We start from the raw sequence: 17,589 nt of genomic DNA on the forward strand, positions 1-17,589 counted from the left end.
TGCGCCGTGATCTGCGTCACTGGCAGAACGATCGAAAATCGGGTTCCGGCGCCCTCGCGGCTTTCCACTTCCAGCCGCCCCCCATCGCTGCGATCAGGCTGCGGGCTTCGAATGCGCCAATGCCAAAGCCGCCGGATTTGGTGGAGGCGAACGGCTTGTACAGCCGGGTGCGGACAAATTCGGCCGACATGCCCTGCCCGCGATCGACCACCGCGATCACCGCTTCCAACCCGCGCCGTTCGATATGCAGCCACACCGGTTCATCGGGAGGGCTGACATCGATGGCATTCTGAACGAGATGGCCCAGCGCCTGATCAAGCCGGTGCGGATCGGCCGACGCGACGATATCGGCACTGCCGTCGACCCGCACGGAATGCTGATGCGTCCGGGCGCTGGCGACGGCTTCGGCGATGGTGCGCAACACCACCGGGCGCGGTTCCGCCACCCGCCCGGTATTGTGCTGCGACAGCCGCGCCAGCAGATCATTCATCTTGGCGGTCGAACTGTGCAGCGTCGCAATCATGTCCGCCCGGAAATCGGGATTGTCGGCATGGCGTTCGGCATTGCGGGCAAGCAGGCTGAGCTGGCTCACCAGATTCTTGATATCATGCATGATGAAGGCAAAGCGCCGGTTGAATTCGTCAAACCGGCGCGACTCGTTCAACGCTTCCTGCCCGCGTGCTTCGGCCAGATAGCTAGCCACCTGCCGGCCGGCGACGCGCAGCAGATCGAAATCCTCCCAGTCCAGCCCGCGATCCACGCGCGGCCGGGCCAGCAGCACCAGCCCGACAAGCTGATCGTAATGGATCAGCGGCACCCCGGCCCAAACCCGCAATTCGGGCAATATCCAGTCGGGCGTGGTGGCGCCGGACCCGTCCTCGTCCCGCCGCGCCGCATCAAATTCGATGATCCGGCCCGTCGCTTCCACCTGGCGAATGAACCCGGCATCCGCAGCGACGGCCGGCACCTCGGCCGTCGGCCAGTTCCATTGCGCGACCAGCGTCAACCCGCCGCCGCCATCAGGACCGAGCAGCAAGCCGCCCGGCGATTCCATGATGTCGGCAATCGCCTGGATAACGCGTTCATCCAGCGGGTCGGCATTCTGGTCCGGCCGGCCGATCGTATCGGTAAAGCGCACCCATTCCACACGATAATCATAGCGATGCTGGAACAGATGCTTGGCGATCTTGACCTTCAGCCAAGCCCGGATGCGGCCGATCGGCAGGAAAACCAGCGCGGCGATCGACATGCCGAACACCACCGTCACCTGCGCCAGTTGCGCGTAATCGCCGCCGATCAATTCGATCCCGCGAGCGACGATGACCATCGCGATCAGGTAAAAGCCGATCGCCATCAACGAGAGCGACTGGAACGTCACGGCCCGCGAAATGCGCATCCGCCAGCGTGCGTTGCGGCGGCTGGCCAGGGCAAATAACGGCGTCAGCAGGATCATGATGATCCCGCGTCCCACATACAGGCTGAGCGGCCATTGGTGGCTGAGATAGGCGACGGTATAGAGGTTGAGATCATAGGCCCACATCGCCGCCAGGGCGATCATCGGCAGGCGGATACCCCAGCGCGCATCGGGCGTGGCCGCAGTGTACAGGTTATGGACCAGCACAAGCGCCCCAACCGCAAACGTCATACGTAACAGCAGGATAGCGAAAAACAGGGCTTCGGCGGCGCGGGCATGCCCCGCAATCTGCCCGGTCAGGACATCGACGACGATCTGCCCCGCCCCGACGCACGCAAGCACGAGATAGAGGATCACGACGGTCGAACGGGTTTCCACGCCGGTTCCCTGTCGCAACAGCCCGAACATGAAGCCCAGCCATGCCAGGTTGCGCCCGGTTTCCCCGATGCGCGCCACCAGCGTCCCCGGCCCGGCCACCACCACCACCACCGCCCAGGCCGCGGTCATGGCGAAAGCGAGCGCCAGCGTCCGCCGCTGCATACCGCCGCGTGGTCGCTGCACCTGCCACATCGCCAATGCCGCGAACAGAATCGCGGCACCTGCATGGCTCCAGACGCCGATGGCGTCAGTCATCAAGCTCTACTCCCCCCGAGTAGCGGATATCCGATTAGAGCCGGATTCGACGGCAAGATAAAGGGCATAAGCCGGATCTTGCTGCGTTCGCGCCCGTCAATGCCCCGCTTACTAGGCGGATCATCACAGGTTCGCGCGCTATATTTGAACAAACCCATCATCCAATTTCGATCGTAAAAATTCCCGACAGAGGTGATGTCGCGCAAATTTACGAAAAAACTCTGAAACTATGCTAGCCGTTAGGGGTTCAGTGAACGGCTTCGGCTATCCGGGCGACCCGCGCATCGCCCGGCCATCCGGCGGAACGATATCGCAGGCCCAAGGAGGATCATGACCATTTCCGCGCGACCAATCGCACCGGTGATCCTGTCCGGCGGCGCCGGCACCCGGCTCTGGCCCATGTCGCGGTCGATGCAGCCGAAACAATTTCTGAACCTGACGGCGGACCAGACGATGCTCCAGCTGACGGCCGCGCGGGTGCAGAACGGCGCCCGGTTCGCGCCTCCGCTGATCGTTGCCAATGCAACCCATGCGGACCAGATCGAACGGCAACTGGCCGATATCGGCATAACGCCGCAAGCGTTGATCCTGGAACCGGCGGGCCGCAATACCGCACCGGCAATCGCACTCGCGGCCCTTGCCGTTCCGGCCGACACGATCATGCTGGTCATGCCGAGCGACCATTCGATCACCGACATCGCCAGCTTTCATGCCGCCATAGAAAAGGCGATGCCGCTGGTCGAACAGGGATGGCTGGTGACGTTCGGGATCACGCCGGATTCGCCCAATACCGGCTATGGTTACATCCGCATCGGCGCCCCGCTCGCCACCGGCGTGCACCGGGTGGATAATTTCGTCGAAAAACCAGATATTGCCCGCGCCCAAGCCTATCTCGCCGAAGGCTGCTACGCGTGGAATGGTGGGATATTCCTGTTTCGCGCCGGCGCCTTTCTGGCCGCGCTGACGGAACATGCCCCGGCAATCGCGGCGGCCGCCCGTGCGTCCATCGACGGAGCCGCACGCGATGGCTTGCGAATCACGCCCGACCGCGCCGCCTTCATCGCATCACCTGCCGATTCGATCGATTATGCCGTGATGGAAAAGGCCGACCGCGTCGCCGTTGTCCCGGTTGCGATGGGCTGGTCCGATGTCGGCAGCTGGGACGCGCTGCACGCCATCGCCGGCCCGGATGCCGCCGGCAACTGCCACCAGGGCGAAGTGATCGCGCTCGACACCAGCAACTGCCTGATCCGATCGGATGGGCCGCTTGTCGCCGCTGTCGGCGTCAGCGACCTGATCGTCGTGGCGACGGGGGACGCGGTCCTCATCCTGCCACGCGGGGCGAGCCAGGATATCGGCCGGATCGTCGACGAACTGAAACGCACCGGACACGTCACGCTGGACCAGCCGAACCGCCCCTGAATCGTCGCCGGCATTTTGCGAACACAGCCGGCAATGTTACGGTTAGGCCATGATCTTCTGGTTGCTCTTCGCATTTGATGCGGTGCTGGCGGCCGTGCTGCTCGCCTTCCTGTTCATCGGCATCGGCGATGGATCGGTCTCGTCCTTCAACATCGGCCTGTGGCTGGCCCTGCTGGCCGCCGCCGGGGTGATCCTGGGCGCGAGCATGCTATTGAAAGCGCGCGACCATAAGCATCTGGCCAGCGGGATCTTGCTGGTCCCGGCCATTCCCGGGCTGACCTATCTGGCGTTCATTCTCATGATGGTCGTCATGCAGCCCAACTGGCGCTGATCGCATCAATCCCCAAGGAAGGTGAATGGCGTCAGGCTGCGCTCGCGGTCGTTGAATATCAGCGTCCGGCCCTGTGGCGGCTCAGCGCGTTGCGGGCAATCCGTGCGCGTACAGCGGCGACAACCGAGGCCGATCGGCATCGGCTGACCATCCGCCAGATCAAACCCGCGCGCATCAACCAAAGCGGCAGCATTATCCGCCGTGACCCCCAGAGCGATGGCAAATTCCGGACGCACCCCGCCCGGCGAACGGACCTGCGACCGCACGGTGCGCGCCAGCGTGAACCAGCGGCTGCCATCTTCCAGTGCAACCAGCTGACGCACGGTGTCGCCAGGCCGATTGAAGGCATCATGCACGCACCATAATGGGCAGCGGCCCGGCGCCGTCGCCAATGGCGAAGCCGACGCCCCGGCATAGCGCTTCGATGCCTGCCCGGCCCGATCGACGCGAAGCATGAAGAAGGGCAAGCCCCGTGCACCGACCCGCTGGAGCGTGGTCAGCCGGTGGGCGACCATCTCGAACCCGGCGTTGAACCGGCGCTGTAGCAGTTCCAGGTCATAACCCGTCGCCTCGCAGGCACGCAGGAAGCGGCCATAAGGCATCATCAACGCGGCGGCGAAATATGAGGTAACAGTACGGCGAAACAGCCGTTCGGCGGTCCTTTCGCCAAAGGCCCCGCCCGCCACAAGCGCATCTATCTCGCCGCGCGCCTCCAACTGGGCGAGCTGGAACGCGGCCTGGAAGGTACGCGACGCCGGATCGAGCATTTCCGACAGCTGCACCTGACGGGCATGAAGGTCCAGCCGGCGCAGGCGATCAGGCATCACATCGATCGGCAAAATGCGGATCGCCAGCTGATGCTTCACCCGCAAACGCTCGGCAATCGCACCGTAAAGATCGGCCGCCCCCAGCCGCAGTTCATCGGCCAGTGTTTCGGCGGCGCTATCGAGATCCGGATAATGGTTGCGCCAGCGTTCGGTTTCGCGCCGGACGGCGGCAATGGCACCGTCCTCTTCCGAAACCGCCGCAGCACCGCCATCCCGCAAGCGATCGAACGCGCGGGCAAATGCCTCGGCCCCGCCCGGCGCGGCGGCCAGCCATTCGTCCACCTCGGCCCGATCCACGCCAATGTCAGCGAACAACGGGTCGGCCAGCCGCCGGCGGATCGCCTCGGCACCACCGCCCGGCTCATCCGCGGCCAGCATCCGCGGATCCATGTCGAACCGTTCCCCGAGACGAAGCATCAGCGCGGCCGTCAAAGGCCGCTGGTTGCGTTCGATCAGGTTGAGATAACTACCCGAAATATCCAGCGCATCGGCCATCGCCAACTGGGTCAGCCCCGCCGCCCGGCGAATCCGCCGCACCGCATGGCCTGCGAAGATCTTGCGTTCCGCCATTCCGGTCACCGTCTGTCAATATTCATACACAATTACATCACATCTGATGATTCAGTCCACCCATCCACACGATGATTTGGCAATCCCGCATCGTCACGGCCCTGCATATTGTGGCAATCCACACTCATCAACGGCGTAGGACCACGAAGGAAAATTGTAAGGTAAGTGACAATGATCGATTGCGCAGAACCCATGCCAGCCGATCAGATCGCCGCCACCGCGACGTGAAAACACCCCCCTATATCCGCAGATCAAAGGAGAAGAGTGATGACCGAACCAACCCGGAGCCGCGCCGTCTTCTCGACGGAGGATTTTCAGCTGCTGAAGCAGGCCGTCGCGCATTATCTGCGCGAGATTCAGGACAAGCCGGAATCGTCGAAATACAGCAACCTCTACCATCGCCTCGGCCGCCTCGGCTGATCGACACGACAGGCTCCCTTGTGGGGAGGAGAGGGCGTCCGCCGGGCCATCATCCCGGCGGGCGTTTCCCGCTATCGCCGATTACCCCACCCCGCCAGCCGGTGATCTCGACAGCCTGAGCCATGGGCGGGGCCAGACGAGTCCGCCAGAATCGCTCGGCAATGGCGGCGCGGCGCAATGATTGGCATAATCCGACGATCGGGAGGAGCGTCGGGTGAAGCAGTTGCGGGGATTGAACAAAATATCGCGGTTTCTGGTGCCCCTTGGCCTTGCGGCAGCCGCTGGCTGCGTCGCGCCGAGCAATTCTTCATCACCGCCGATCGCCCGCGCACCGACACAACCGGTCCGCCCCGCCCCCGAACCCCGCCCGGCGGTGCAACCCACCTTCACGGCACCCGCCGCGCTGGAAACCCGCGTCGCCGAACTGGGCCGCGCCTTTCCGGGCAGCGTCGGCATCGCCGTACGCGACGTCACCACCGGGTGGAGCGTCGGCTACAACGCCACCCGGCTGATGCCCCAGCAAAGCGTAAGCAAATTGTGGGTCGCAATCACCGTGCTCGACGCCGTCGATCGCGGGGCCATCAAGCTGACCGAGCCTGTCGTCGTCCGCCGCGAAAATCTGACCGTCTTCCACCAGCCGGTCCGCGCGATGATGGGCAAGGACGGCTATGCCACCACCTATGGCGATTTGCTGCGTATCGCGCTGACACAGAGCGACAACACCTGCAACGACATGCTGATGCGCCGCGCGGGTGGCCCCGATGCCGTCCGTTCGATGATATCGCGCAAGGGCCTCGGCCAGATCGGCTTCGGCCCGGGCGAAACACTGCTGCAAAGCGGCATAGCCGGCATGCAATGGAAACCGGAATATTCGGCGGGCAACGCCTTTCAGGTCGCGCGGGCAGCACTTCCCGCCGAACGGCGGCAGGCCGCGATGAGCCGCTATCTCGCCGACCCGATGGACGGGGCATCTGCTGCGGCCATCGCCGCCGCGCTGGCCCGGCTGGAACGGGGGGAATTGCTGTCGAGGGGCGCCACGCGCACATTGATCGGCACGATGCGCGACAGCCGCACCGGCCCGCAACGCCTGCGCGCCGGCCTGGCCCCCGGCTGGTCGCTCGCCCACAAGACAGGGACCGGACAGGAACTTGCCGGGCTGGCCACAGGTTATAACGATGTCGGGCTGGTCACGGCCCCCGACGGCCGCACCTACGCCGTCGCGGTGATGATCGCGAGCACGCGGCAATCCATTCCGGTGCGGCAGCGGCTGATGGCCGATGTCGTGCGCGCCGTTGTCGCATCACATGATGGTGCAGTGGCTTATTCAGGCCGGCCGGTGGCGCGCCCCTGAAAACGGCGCGTTCGCACGCGGGGCAACCGACGGAACCGTCTGCCCCGGGCTTCGATACCCGAACAGCCCGGCGGCGGGCGCCGAATTGGCGCGGACGACGGAAGACGCGCGATGATCATGATATTGGGGGTCGTGATCGCCGGACGCGCACCCCGCCTGTTGATCCAGGGGGCCGGGCCATGGCGAATTGGGCACAATACGGCTGCACCTGCCGGGACTGATCATCGTCCGTCTCCCGCATCCAAGCAACGCTACACAGTACGAAGTTTCGAAATGACGGCCCGGGCCAATGGCCCGGGCCGCAGTTTTAGTCCGATTGCACCAATGGTACCGTCGGACCCGGGTCGCCTCGTCAAACCTTTGCGAAACACGAAACCGGCACGAAACCCTTTCGCGACAATGTCTTCACCGCCGCTGACAAAATATTCACTAGGCCATGGCCGTGAGTGCAAGCGTTGGTCTATCGTGAAAAAATCGTGAAACCGACCATCGCACCCTCACCCCGATTCGTTGTTCGCCTGAACGGCGACATCCGCATTTCCGCTACGGAAAGCATGAATCCAGCGGCGCCGCTGACGCCGACCAGCCGCAAGGCCCGCGCGCTGATCGCGATCCTTGCAACGGCGGTCGATCGGCTCGTCAGCCGGGAACGAATTATCGGCCTGTTATGGAGCGAACGGGGCGAAGATCAGGCCCGCGCCAGCCTGCGCCAGGCGCTGGCCGAGGTGCGCCGCCTGCCTTATGCCGACTGGATTCAGATTTCGCGGCGCGACATCCGTCTCACACCGGGCATCTTCGAAACCGATGTCGACCGCATCATTGCCCGCGCCGATAGTGGCGACATGCCGGGCCTGGCCGCCGCGCTGGCCGATATCGAAAGCGGGTTTCTCGCCGATCTCGAAGGCCTGGACCCCGGATTCGACGATTGGCTGCATATCGAACGCGAGCGCCAGCGCGGACGGCTGGTCAGCGCGGCGATGGCCGCGGTGCGACGCGCCACCGACCCCGCCAGCCTTGGCCACCGCCGCATCATTCTCGCCGCGCTTCAACAGGTCGATGCCGGCGACGAAGCGATCGTCCGGCTGGGCCTGGCGCTGGATCAGGAAGCCGGCGACATCGCCGCCGTTCATCGCCGCTACCGCCAGTTCCAGGCCACCGTCCGCCGCGATTATGATGCGAACCCCTCGTCCGAAACGCAGGCCTTGTTCCGCCAGCTGACAGCGGTCGGCCCGGTGACGGCCACGCCCGTCGCCATGCCCGCACCCGCCGCCGCGCCCCGGATCGAGCGGGCCGCCGACGGGACGCAGCGCAACGAACCGCCGATCATCGTGCTATCGTCCTTCACCACGATGGGCGGCGGCGGCGAGGCCGAAACCGTGGCGCAGATCATCCACGATGATTTGCAGACGGCGCTGGGCGGTTTTCGCGATCTGCGTGTCCTGTCCGTCGACGATCCATCGCCCGAACGGCTGGCGGCGGCCTGCGCGGGATCGATCGCCAGCTATGCGCTGGGCGGCACCGCGCGCGAACAGGATGGCGGCTATCGCGTCAACCTTCGGATCACCGCGCTGGATACCGGAATCCTCGTCTGGAGCCGACAGATCGCGGTGCAGGCCGACACGCTGGGCAGCGTGATCGACGAACTGGTGGCGCGCATCGCGGGCGCGATCCTTCCGGTCGTGGTGCGCGATATCGGCCAGGCGCTCGACGCGACAACCGGCCGCACACCGGCATCCAGTTCGCTTTATTTTGGCGCGCGCGCCCGATTGCTGGCTTCATCATCGCTGGCAGAAGTGCGCGAAGCCGCCGAACTGTTCGAAAAGGTGATCGAGGAAGACCCGTCGATCGTCAACGCGCACCTCCATCTAGCGCGGATCTACAATACCGATTTCATGCTGCGTCTGGCCGGGCATGATCCGGCACCGCTGCGTGCCCGCGCATTCGAACTCAGCATGCGGGCCGCGGCCCTTGATCCGGCCAACGGCCACGTCCATTCCCGGCTGGCATGGTGCTATCTGCGCCGGGGCGACGCGGTTCAGGCGGTCCGCCGGTTCGAGCATTCGGTGGAAGTCGGGCCACACCATGCGGACGGGCTGAACGAGGCCGGGTTCGGCCTGTGCCATATCGGCCTGCTCGATCGCGCGGCCGATCTAATCGGCCGGGCATTCGAACTCAACCCGTTCCCCCCCGACGAATATTTTGCAGACTGGGGTGTCTTGGCGATGCTGCGCGGCCAGCATGACGATGCCGAGGCCCAGTTCGAAATCTCGCGTGATCCGGCGATCCATTACCAGGCGGTGCGCTGCGCCAACCTAGCGCTGGCCGGCTATCAGGCCCGTGCCGAAGCCCAGGCCGAAACATTGCGCGCGGCCTTCACCCCGTTGTGGCACAACCCGGCACCGCCAACCAATGCGGACATCGTGGCCGGCATCCACATTTTCCTGCCGCTTCATCTGCCGGAACATCGCGATCTGCTGGACAAGGGGCTGCGGATCGCCGGGCTAGGCTGACGCCCGCAAATCCCGCAGCCATCGTGTTTCAGGCGGCGGCGCGCACATCGGCCGAACAACATCCGCCGCCAGCGCCGCAAGAAGCATTTCCGCATCCCGCCGCTTCAGGCTGGCCGTACGATCAACCGGCGGCATCCGCCGTCCGGTGCGCCTGACAAAGCTTTGCTCCAGCCTTTCCCAATCGCGATCCCGGAAATTCATGCGACCCGCGATCGAGCACATCGCTGCACGATCGGCAGCCGGCCAATCGGCGATCGCCGCCGCAATATCGACCAGCGCCACCGTTAACGGCCGATGCCCCAGTTGCGGCGGCGCATGGCTGACCATAACGGCATCGTCGCGCTCGATCGCGCGATCACGATAGGCCGCGAATACCGCGCCAATGCCAACCATCCCGAACGGATGCAATTCAGCCGCGCGAATGGCGCCCAGGCTGGCCGCACCCAGCACCGGCACGCCCGCCGCCATGACGGCCAGTATTTCCTTGTGCCAGACACTTGGTCCCGTTTCGAACACGCCATCGACCAGGCCAATCGCGCGCGGACGATCGGCCAGCGCCCGCAGCAGATCGCCACAAGCCGCCGGAGGCCGCACTGTGATTCCCGGTGGCAGCGGCAGTTGCGTCCCCCAAAGGCTTGGTCCGGCGAACAGGATCGCGTCATCCATCATGCAAAAGCCGATGGACGGACATGATCGGCAAAGCCGGGAACCAGCATTTTCACGGTGGCCAGGCCGTCCATCCCGTCATCCAGCTCAACACAGGCCAGCGTAGCGGCCCCCGCCGCCGCGCACCGGCTTACCAACCAATCGATCAAACCACGGCGATCACCGGCAGCCATGGCAGGGGTGCCCTGCCATTGGCGCACGCCGTCTGGCTCGAACGCCAGTGTTTCCCGCACCACGCCCAGACGCCGGCCGGCTGGATCGCGATAATCGTCAACCGAAAGATCGTCCCGCGCACCGGCGATGAACATGATCCGCGCCTGTGCCGCCTCGCCGATTGCCGCCATCAGCGCAATCGCAGCATCGGGATCGCAGGCCGTGCCGATGCCGGGCGGCAGAATTAGCGTCGCGGCCGACTGCATTTCGATCAGCACGCATTGGAAGGCCGGCACGCCGATAGCCTCGGCCATATCCCATATGATCAGGCGCAATCCGGCGCGGGTGATCCGCGCCAACATCGCCCGGAGCCGCCGATCATCGATGCTGGCCAGATTGATCCTCGTGGCGCGTCTAGCCGTGCGCGGCAGCGCATACCACCGTTCCAGCGCCTCGCGTTCGAGCAGTTCGAGCAGGCCCGATATGATCGCTTCATCGCGATCACTGCCCGAGGCAAGGCCATTGCTGCTTTGCCAGAGATCCGGCGCGATCGGCCGGCCGAAATCCATATTCACGAGATCGAACGGCACGCCGATCCGGCCGCCGCCGATCATATCATATGCGGCGATCCAATGCCGTTTGCGCAACGGATCGAACCGCCCGGCTTGCCCTGCGGCCGGCCGAATCTGCGACCACGCCACCGCCTCGCACCGATCGGCAGCGCGATATGGCCCTGTTGCGACCAGATTTTCGGCCCGGTGCAATTCGATCGATTCGACCAGCGCGGACAGCCGCGCCATGCCGGGATCGTGCCCCTTGCCCAAGGCCACGGCCAGCGAACGGGCCATCGGCCGTACCGCTTGAAACACGGGCAGGCCGATACGATCCAGCCCGGTCAGGTCCGCCAGGCGGGTAATGCCCGCGGCTTGCGCAACGGGGCGGAGTCGCGCGAGCATCACCGACGGCGAAAGGGCGCGGTGGCCGGCGTGGGTACGCCGCCCCGCCTGCGTCACGGGTTGTCGGCGCTGCCGGGTTTCGCGGTCGCACGCAGCTTATCGAGATCGCCGGCCGGGAAACGGATCGCCTCCAGCACTGGCCCCTTGGCGAAACGCGCCTCAAGATCGGCAATCGCATCCTTGGCCAACTGATCCGCACCGGGCGCCGCGACAAAGGATTCCTCCGTCGCGAAAACATAGCCGATCGTGACCGAAGGATCGGCGGGATCGGTAATACGAACCGCATAGCGCCCCGAAACCGCACCGGCATCAGCAACCATTTTACTCTCCCCTTACTCGCGATCGTTTTGCCAGATCACATCGCACAACGCTACCGCGCGCCATGAATTAATGGCGCAAGTTGCGAGATCAGTTCGGTTTCACGATTGACGCCGATCTTGGCAAAGATCGCCTTGATCTGTGCCCGCACGGTGGCGATCGAAACACCCCGTGCCAAGGCGATGGCATCGCGGCCCTGGGCATCGAGCAGACGGAACGTCACATCGGCTTCGGCCGGCGACAGGCCATAAGCCGCCACCAGAATATCGGCCAGTCGTCGATCACCGGCCTGTCGCGATCGCAGCAGAATCAGAACGCGCGCGCCGGCCCCGATCGTCCAGCCATCATCGGGAAGACGCGCGATTTCAGCGATCAGCGGCGCATCCCCCGGTTGCCCCGGCAGCAGCAATGTCGTGAAACGCGGCGTCGCCTGCCCGGCACGCCACGTGGTGAAATGCCAGATCGCCTGCTGAAGCGCGGCGGTTTCAGCCGCCGTGCTGCCGGAAAGCTGCCCGCCCGCCATATGCAGCCGGCCCTGATCGACCAGGCGCTCCGCCGCTGGCGTATAAGCAGAGACCCGCCCGGCGCCATCGCAAAGGAAAGCGGCAGCCGATACCGCCTCGAACGCACCGGCCACCAGCCGGGCGCCTTCGCGCTCCAACGCCACCCGCAGGCGGACTGCCGCCCGCGCATGGGGAGCCACCTGCGCCATGACAGCACGATCGCGTTCGCCGGTCGGTTTTGCCCGGCGGGTACGGAGCACCGCCATGCCAACCAGCCCCACTTCGTCCTGCACCAAGGTGGTGTGGCAACCATGCGCAAGATCATGCGTGGCGCAAAAATCGGCGTAAACGTCGCTCTTCAGCGACGGCGTCATCGCATCATAATGGCGTTCGAACAGCACGCCCTGACCGGGATAGATTGCCGCCGCCGCGACGCGCGGATTGATCGCGGGATTGCTGCCGTCGATCGCGATGAAATCGGCCAGTACCTTTTCGGCGACACCCGTGACCCAGTTGAACGACACTGCGGCCGGCCCGCCCAGCCCAACCAATTGCGCATGTTCGGAGCGGGTGGCGTCGGCAAGGGCCTGCAACGCCTGCATCCACGCCGTCGGATCAAGCGCCGCAGCGTCGAACCGCTCGATCACCTCTGCACTGATTCGGTCGATCTCAGCCATTTGAACTTGCTATCGGCCCCTGCCCCAAGCACGCCGAAGCACGAATCAATCAAGAAAAGCAAACTTATCCGACGATGATTACATGAAATTCGACTGCCAGGCGCCAAATGCAAAGCTGAATAGCGCAATTGGGCGATGCGCGGCCATGCCTTCTGGCCCATGTCACGGCCGCGACCCTACTGGCGGCGGCGGTTTTCCGCTGCCGCCATTTTTTTCATGCGGAACAGCATTCGTTTCTGTACCGTTCCGATTTGTCACGCCCGATGCCACGATCCCGCCGGATCGCCATCAACGGTCATAGGCCTTGGGCAACGCACCTTCGACGGCATGACGATACCGATCCCGCAGCTTGTCCTGCCGCGTCCGCAAGGGCTGTTCAACGCCGTCGATCCACACAATGGACGCCGCGGTGGACAGTTCCAGCGGATCGCCATCCCAGATCACCACATCCGCACGACGCCCCGGGCGCAGCGATCCGATCTCGCCGCCCATGCCCAGCGCTTCGGCAGGCTTGGAACTGATGGTCGCGAACGCCGCGCCCCAATCGAGACCGGCCGCACCCGGAACCTTGCCCAGCGCCACAAGATTGCCGGCATATTGCTTGATCAGCCGGGCCTGACGCGCCTCATCATCGTTGATCATACCGATACCGACCGTGGCGACGCCGGCCTTTTCAAGCCGACCGATATTGGATTGGGTGGCCGCCAGCGATTCGAATGACGCCGGCAGATCGGCCAACGCCGATGCCAGCACGGGCACACCCGCCGCCTTCACCTCGGCGGCCACCGTCCATGCCTCGGTCGCGCCGACAAGGACGAGCTTGAGCGCAGGAAATTCGCGCTTGAGCGACAGGATCTGGAGGATATCGCTGGCGCGTTCGACATGGGCGAGCAGCGGCATCTGGCCATTGACGACGGGCACCAGCGCCGCCGCGTCCGGCCGGGTCAGCAGCGCATCGTCGGCCCGCCGCCCGGCGGCATAGTCCCGCGCCTCCACCATCGCGTTGCGGAACGCGGCGTAGACAGCCGGCCGGCTCCCCCCCGCCTGCACCGCGCCATCCTCGCCAAATTCGACGAACTGGAACGCGCGTGGCCTCGTCACAGCATCCATGTCGGCGCCCAGATCGATCACCGCGCCCTGGCCGGCGAAGATCGATCCCCCGCTTTCAGGGGCCACAACCGCCCGCGTAATGCCTTCGGCCCGGTTGAGCGTGATCGCCGACGTGCGCGGATTGACCGCGGGTGCGATATCGAGCGCGGCGTTGAACGGAGACTTGCCGGCCGACGCATCGTTGGTCTGGCGAACGCCATCGACCTCGACAAGGCCCATCCGGGTGAAACCGGCGACAAGCCCCGGCGTCACCCATTTGCCTTCGGCATCGATGATCCGCGATGCGCTAGCAGGCGGAACCATGCGGCCCGCCGCAACGATCCGGCCGTTGTTCATGATGACCGTGCCGCCATCGATCGGCGCGGATCCATCGCCAATGACAAGCCGGGCGTTGGTGATCGCCACCATTTCGGCACTGGCGGGGGCAGCGATCAGCGCTGCCGCTGCGAGCAGAAGCGCCTTCACTTCACATCTCCTTCGCCCGGCTGGCCGAGTTCGAAATCGGATACCGGCCGACGTTTGGGATCGAGCGCATCGAACAGCAGCGCACCATCGATCCACACCTTTTCCGGCCGGGTGTAGACGCTCATGGGATTGCCGTTCCACAACACCACATCCGCCATCTTGCCGGGTTTCAGGCTGCCGGTCCTGTCGGCGATGCCCATCGCTTTCGCCGGGTTGATCGCCAGCCAGGTCCACGCGATTTCATCGGGCACATTGATGCCGATGCGGCGGCCATCGGCCAGCGCCTTGGCGGCTTCCTGATTCAAGCGCTGGATGCCGTTGGCGTCGTCCGAATGAACGATCGCGCACGCCCCGGCATTGTGGACGAGCGGGATATTTTCGGTGATCGCGTCGTAGGATTCCATCTTGAACCCCCACCAATCGGCCCACATCGCCGAACAGATATTGTTGGCCTTCAGCAGATCGGCGATCTTGTACGCTTCGACCGCGTGATGGAACGCCGCGACGGTGTAACCAAATTCCTTGGCCATATCGATGACATTGGCCATTTCATCGGCGCGGTAACAATGGTTGTGGACGAGGATGTTGCCGCGCAGCACCTCCGCCAGTGTTTCGAGGCCGATATCGCGGACGGGAATGTCCCCGCCGCTCTTTTCATATTTATCCCATTTGCGGCTATATTCCTGCGCCTTGGCCCAGGTCTGCCGGTCGACCGCGATATTGCCCATGCGGGTGCCCGGCGCCTGATTGCGGCCGCCGTAAACGCGCTTGGGATTTTCGCCGCAGGCCATCTTCAGCCCGTAAGGCGCGCCGGGGAACTTCATCCCCTGCATCGTCCGCGCATAGACATTCTTCAGCGTCACCGAACGCCCACCGAACAGATTGGCCGATCCGGGCAAAATCTGGAGCGTGGTGACGCCGCCATTGGCCAGCGCGCGGCTGAACCCCGGGTCCTGCGGCCACACGCTATGTTCAGCCCACACCTGCGGCGTGACCGGCGACGTCATTTCATTGCCATCCGAATGAGCGGGCACCGCCGGCGTCGGATAATCGCCCAAATGGCTGTGGATATCGATGATACCCGGCGTCACCCATTTGCCGGCGCCGTCGATGACGGTGGCGCCCGACGGGGCCTGAACCGCCTGGCCCAGCGCCACCACCTTGCCATCGGCGAACAGGATCTGGCCCTGGTCGATCCGCCCGCCTTCGCCGTCATAGATGGTGACGTTGGTGACGAGCGTCGGCACACCCGGATACGCCCGGTAGGTCGACGGGAACGGATCGCGCGACGGCAATTGGCGCGGGGCCGAGGACGATGCCGAACGCGGCTTGGTTTCGGCGGCCGTGCAGGCCACAGTCGCCAATCCCGCCATCAGCGCGATGGCGATGCGCTTACTGAACACCATGCATCCACTTCTTGATCACCGGCGACAGGACGACCAGCACCACGCCGATCCCGATAGAAACCAGCCCGATCGTCCAGAACACGTTCACATAGGTATCGAGGCTGACCTTGAGGTTGGTCACCTGCCCGCCCACCGTTTCGACGCTGGCGACCTGCGCGACCATGCCCGCCACATATTGCGCGACCGAGATCGACAGGAACCACAGCCCCATCATCATGCCGACAATCCGCGCGATCGACAGCTTGGTGATCATGCTGAGGCCCACCGGCGAGATGCACAGTTCCGCCATCGAGTGGATCAGATAGAGCAGCGCCAGCCACCAGATCGTCACCTTGAAATCGGCAGCGGCATAATGCGAACCCCAGACCAGCGCGAGGAAGCCGATGCCGACACCGGCCAGCGCCACGCCGAACTTCACCGGGATCGACGGTTCAAGCCCGCGCTTTGCAAGGCCGGTCCACATGATGCTGAACAAGGGCGCGAGCAAGACGATGAACAGCGCGTTGAAGAACTGGGTTTGCCCAGCCGTCATGGTGAACCAGCCGAACACCGACAGGTCGGTATTGCGGTTGGCGAACAAGGTCAGCGACGATCCGGCCTGTTCGAACAATGTCCAGAACACGACATTGAAGATGATCAGCACGCTGGCCGCTAGCATCATCTGAAACTCGATCTTGCTGCCCACCTTGTAGGACCAGATCAGGATCGCGGGCACGCTGACGAGGAAGGTGCCGAACAGCAGCTTGCCCATCAGCGGTAGCGCCAGCAAATAACCACCAATGCCGGAACCTGCGGCGGCCTGCGGTGCGTTCATCAGGTTGACGAACAGGAACCAGACAAGCGGCACCGCCAGCACCGATGCCGCATAGATGATCAACGAACGATCGCGGCCACCCTGCTCGGGCGCTTCGCCATAGCCGTCCAGCCGGCCGCCATCGAACTGAATCAAGGCCCACGAGCACAGCATTCCGACCGCGGCGAGGCCAAAGCCCGCCCACCAGCCGACGGCAACCGCAAGCCACGGGCAAAGCAGCTGCGACAGCAGCGAGCCAAGGTTGATCCCCATGTAGAATATGGTGAAGCCCGCATCGCGGCGGCGATCACCCGGCGCATAGAGCGAGCCGACAATCGTCGAGATGTTCGGCTTGAAGAAGCCATTGCCGACGGTGATCATGCTCAGCGCGATCAGCATCACCATCGTATAGAAATGGCTGCGATCGGCGCCGGCTTCGAACTTGCCCTTATCGACATTGCGGGCCACCGATCCATCGGCCGCGAGCAGCGATACGGTGCCGTTTTCATTACCCTTGATCGCGAGGCGCTTGTCGCCATCGATCACATATTGCTGTTTGGCTTCGGTCGATTTGTCGACCTGTACTTCATAACGCTGGCCGTCGATCGTGGCGTAGGGCGTCGCTGTCTGACCGCCGAAACAGAGGGTGAAATAGCCCAGCGCCATCATGACCGCGCCGAATTTCACCGATCGCTTGGAACCGAGATAGCGATCCGCAATCAGGCCGCCGATCAGGGGAGTGAGGTAAACCAGCGCGGTGAAGCCACCATAAAGGCCGGTCGTCGTCGTGTCGTTGAACAGGAAATGTTCGGCCAGATAGAGCGTCAGCAGCGCCCGCATGCCGTAGAAGCCGAACCGTTCCCACATTTCGGTTGTAAAAAGCCGTGCCAACTGGCGCGGATGGCCGAACCAGGTGGCGCCGTCGGATCGGTCGGCGGGATCGGAACCCGGCCCCGGAGGCGCATCGGCTGCGGATTGAGCCATCAATGTCACTTTCGATTATGTGGCGGCGGGCGCGCGCCCGACCGGAATGGCCGTGAGACTAACGCGGATATTTCCCGTGT

Annotated in this window: 14 protein-coding genes; 5 read left to right on the forward strand and 9 right to left on the reverse strand. The window is 64.4% G+C overall.

Annotated elements, in window-relative coordinates; all coding sequences use genetic code 11:
* Positions 1-16: 16 nt before the first annotated feature.
* The gene (gene prsK, locus KC8_RS07785; protein ID WP_010127764.1) at positions 17-2,047 is read right to left on the reverse strand and encodes an XrtA/PEP-CTERM system histidine kinase PrsK; all 2,031 of its coding nucleotides are present in this window, start codon (positions 2,045-2,047) and stop codon (positions 17-19) included.
* Positions 2,048-2,377: 330 nt separating this feature from the next.
* Here prsK and KC8_RS07790 point away from each other — a divergent pair, with 330 nt between their 5' ends.
* Positions 2,378-3,469, forward strand: a complete 1,092-nt coding sequence (locus KC8_RS07790) for a mannose-1-phosphate guanylyltransferase/mannose-6-phosphate isomerase (protein WP_010127765.1) — start codon at positions 2,378-2,380, stop codon at positions 3,467-3,469.
* A gap of 49 nt (positions 3,470-3,518) precedes the next feature.
* Entirely contained in the window at positions 3,519-3,800 is a 282-nt protein-coding gene (locus KC8_RS07795) for a hypothetical protein (protein WP_010127766.1), read from the forward strand.
* 5 nt (positions 3,801-3,805) lie between these two features.
* On the opposite strand, the gene KC8_RS07800 is transcribed toward KC8_RS07795, so the two are convergent.
* Entirely contained in the window at positions 3,806-5,197 is a 1,392-nt protein-coding gene (locus KC8_RS07800; protein ID WP_010127767.1) for a helix-turn-helix domain-containing protein, read from the reverse strand.
* A 267-nt stretch (positions 5,198-5,464) separates the two neighbouring features.
* Between KC8_RS07800 and KC8_RS20070 the strand changes: the two genes are divergently transcribed.
* From KC8_RS20070 to KC8_RS07810, 3 genes are all read left to right on the forward strand, one after another.
* Complete coding sequence (locus KC8_RS20070; protein ID WP_010127768.1) at positions 5,465-5,617, forward strand: hypothetical protein; 153 nt, start codon at positions 5,465-5,467, stop codon at positions 5,615-5,617.
* A 214-nt stretch (positions 5,618-5,831) separates the two neighbouring features.
* Entirely contained in the window at positions 5,832-6,968 is a 1,137-nt protein-coding gene (locus tag KC8_RS07805; RefSeq protein ID WP_010127769.1) for a serine hydrolase, read from the forward strand.
* A 554-nt stretch (positions 6,969-7,522) separates the two neighbouring features.
* Positions 7,523-9,478, forward strand: coding sequence for a trifolitoxin synthesis, TfuA (locus tag KC8_RS07810; protein ID WP_232455662.1), 1,956 nt, complete (start codon positions 7,523-7,525; stop codon positions 9,476-9,478).
* Here KC8_RS07810 and KC8_RS07815 read toward each other — a convergent pair.
* The 7 genes from KC8_RS07815 to KC8_RS07845 form a co-directional block, all read right to left on the reverse strand.
* Entirely contained in the window at positions 9,470-10,144 is a 675-nt protein-coding gene (locus KC8_RS07815; RefSeq protein ID WP_232455663.1) for a TfuA-like protein, read from the reverse strand. The genes KC8_RS07810 and KC8_RS07815 overlap by 9 nt on opposite strands.
* A complete protein-coding gene (locus tag KC8_RS07820; RefSeq protein WP_138956797.1) occupies positions 10,144-11,253 on the reverse strand; it encodes a YcaO-like family protein in 1,110 nt (369 codons plus the stop codon). The genes KC8_RS07815 and KC8_RS07820 overlap by 1 nt, the downstream gene beginning before the upstream one ends.
* A 53-nt stretch (positions 11,254-11,306) precedes the next feature.
* Positions 11,307-11,573 carry a hypothetical protein gene (locus tag KC8_RS07825; RefSeq protein ID WP_010127774.1) on the reverse strand — a complete coding sequence of 89 codons (267 nt, stop codon included), beginning with the start codon at positions 11,571-11,573 and terminating at the stop codon, positions 11,307-11,309.
* A 50-nt stretch (positions 11,574-11,623) separates the two neighbouring features.
* A complete protein-coding gene (locus KC8_RS07830; protein WP_010127775.1) occupies positions 11,624-12,751 on the reverse strand; it encodes a helix-turn-helix transcriptional regulator in 1,128 nt (375 codons plus the stop codon).
* A 288-nt stretch (positions 12,752-13,039) separates the two neighbouring features.
* A complete protein-coding gene (locus KC8_RS07835; protein ID WP_010127776.1) occupies positions 13,040-14,326 on the reverse strand; it encodes an amidohydrolase family protein in 1,287 nt (428 codons plus the stop codon).
* Positions 14,323-15,732, reverse strand: coding sequence for an amidohydrolase (locus tag KC8_RS07840; protein WP_010127777.1), 1,410 nt, complete (start codon positions 15,730-15,732; stop codon positions 14,323-14,325). The genes KC8_RS07835 and KC8_RS07840 overlap by 4 nt, the downstream gene beginning before the upstream one ends.
* A complete protein-coding gene (locus KC8_RS07845) occupies positions 15,719-17,509 on the reverse strand; it encodes a peptide MFS transporter (protein ID WP_010127778.1) in 1,791 nt (596 codons plus the stop codon). The genes KC8_RS07840 and KC8_RS07845 overlap by 14 nt, the downstream gene beginning before the upstream one ends.
* Positions 17,510-17,589: the final 80 nt, after the last annotated feature.

This window comes from Sphingomonas sp. KC8 (assembly GCF_002151445.1).
In the GTDB taxonomy this organism is placed as follows: Bacteria; Pseudomonadota; Alphaproteobacteria; order Sphingomonadales; family Sphingomonadaceae; genus Sphingomonas_E.

Coding starts and splice junctions, on each gene's coding strand:
- prsK (WP_010127764.1), bottom strand. CDS start 2,047: ATGACTGACGCCATCGGCGTCTGGAGCCATGCAGGTGCCGCGATTCTG.
- KC8_RS07790 (WP_010127765.1), top strand. CDS start 2,378: ATGACCATTTCCGCGCGACCAATCGCACCGGTGATCCTGTCCGGCGGC.
- KC8_RS07795 (WP_010127766.1), top strand. CDS start 3,519: ATGATCTTCTGGTTGCTCTTCGCATTTGATGCGGTGCTGGCGGCCGTG.
- KC8_RS07800 (WP_010127767.1), bottom strand. CDS start 5,197: ATGGCGGAACGCAAGATCTTCGCAGGCCATGCGGTGCGGCGGATTCGC.
- KC8_RS20070 (WP_010127768.1), top strand. CDS start 5,465: ATGACCGAACCAACCCGGAGCCGCGCCGTCTTCTCGACGGAGGATTTT.
- KC8_RS07810 (WP_232455662.1), top strand. CDS start 7,523: ATGAATCCAGCGGCGCCGCTGACGCCGACCAGCCGCAAGGCCCGCGCG.
- KC8_RS07815 (WP_232455663.1), bottom strand. CDS start 10,144: ATGGATGACGCGATCCTGTTCGCCGGACCAAGCCTTTGGGGGACGCAA.
- KC8_RS07820 (WP_138956797.1), bottom strand. CDS start 11,253: ATGCTCGCGCGACTCCGCCCCGTTGCGCAAGCCGCGGGCATTACCCGC.
- KC8_RS07825 (WP_010127774.1), bottom strand. CDS start 11,573: ATGGTTGCTGATGCCGGTGCGGTTTCGGGGCGCTATGCGGTTCGTATT.
- KC8_RS07830 (WP_010127775.1), bottom strand. CDS start 12,751: ATGGCTGAGATCGACCGAATCAGTGCAGAGGTGATCGAGCGGTTCGAC.
- KC8_RS07840 (WP_010127777.1), bottom strand. CDS start 15,732: ATGGTGTTCAGTAAGCGCATCGCCATCGCGCTGATGGCGGGATTGGCG.
- KC8_RS07845 (WP_010127778.1), bottom strand. CDS start 17,509: ATGGCTCAATCCGCAGCCGATGCGCCTCCGGGGCCGGGTTCCGATCCC.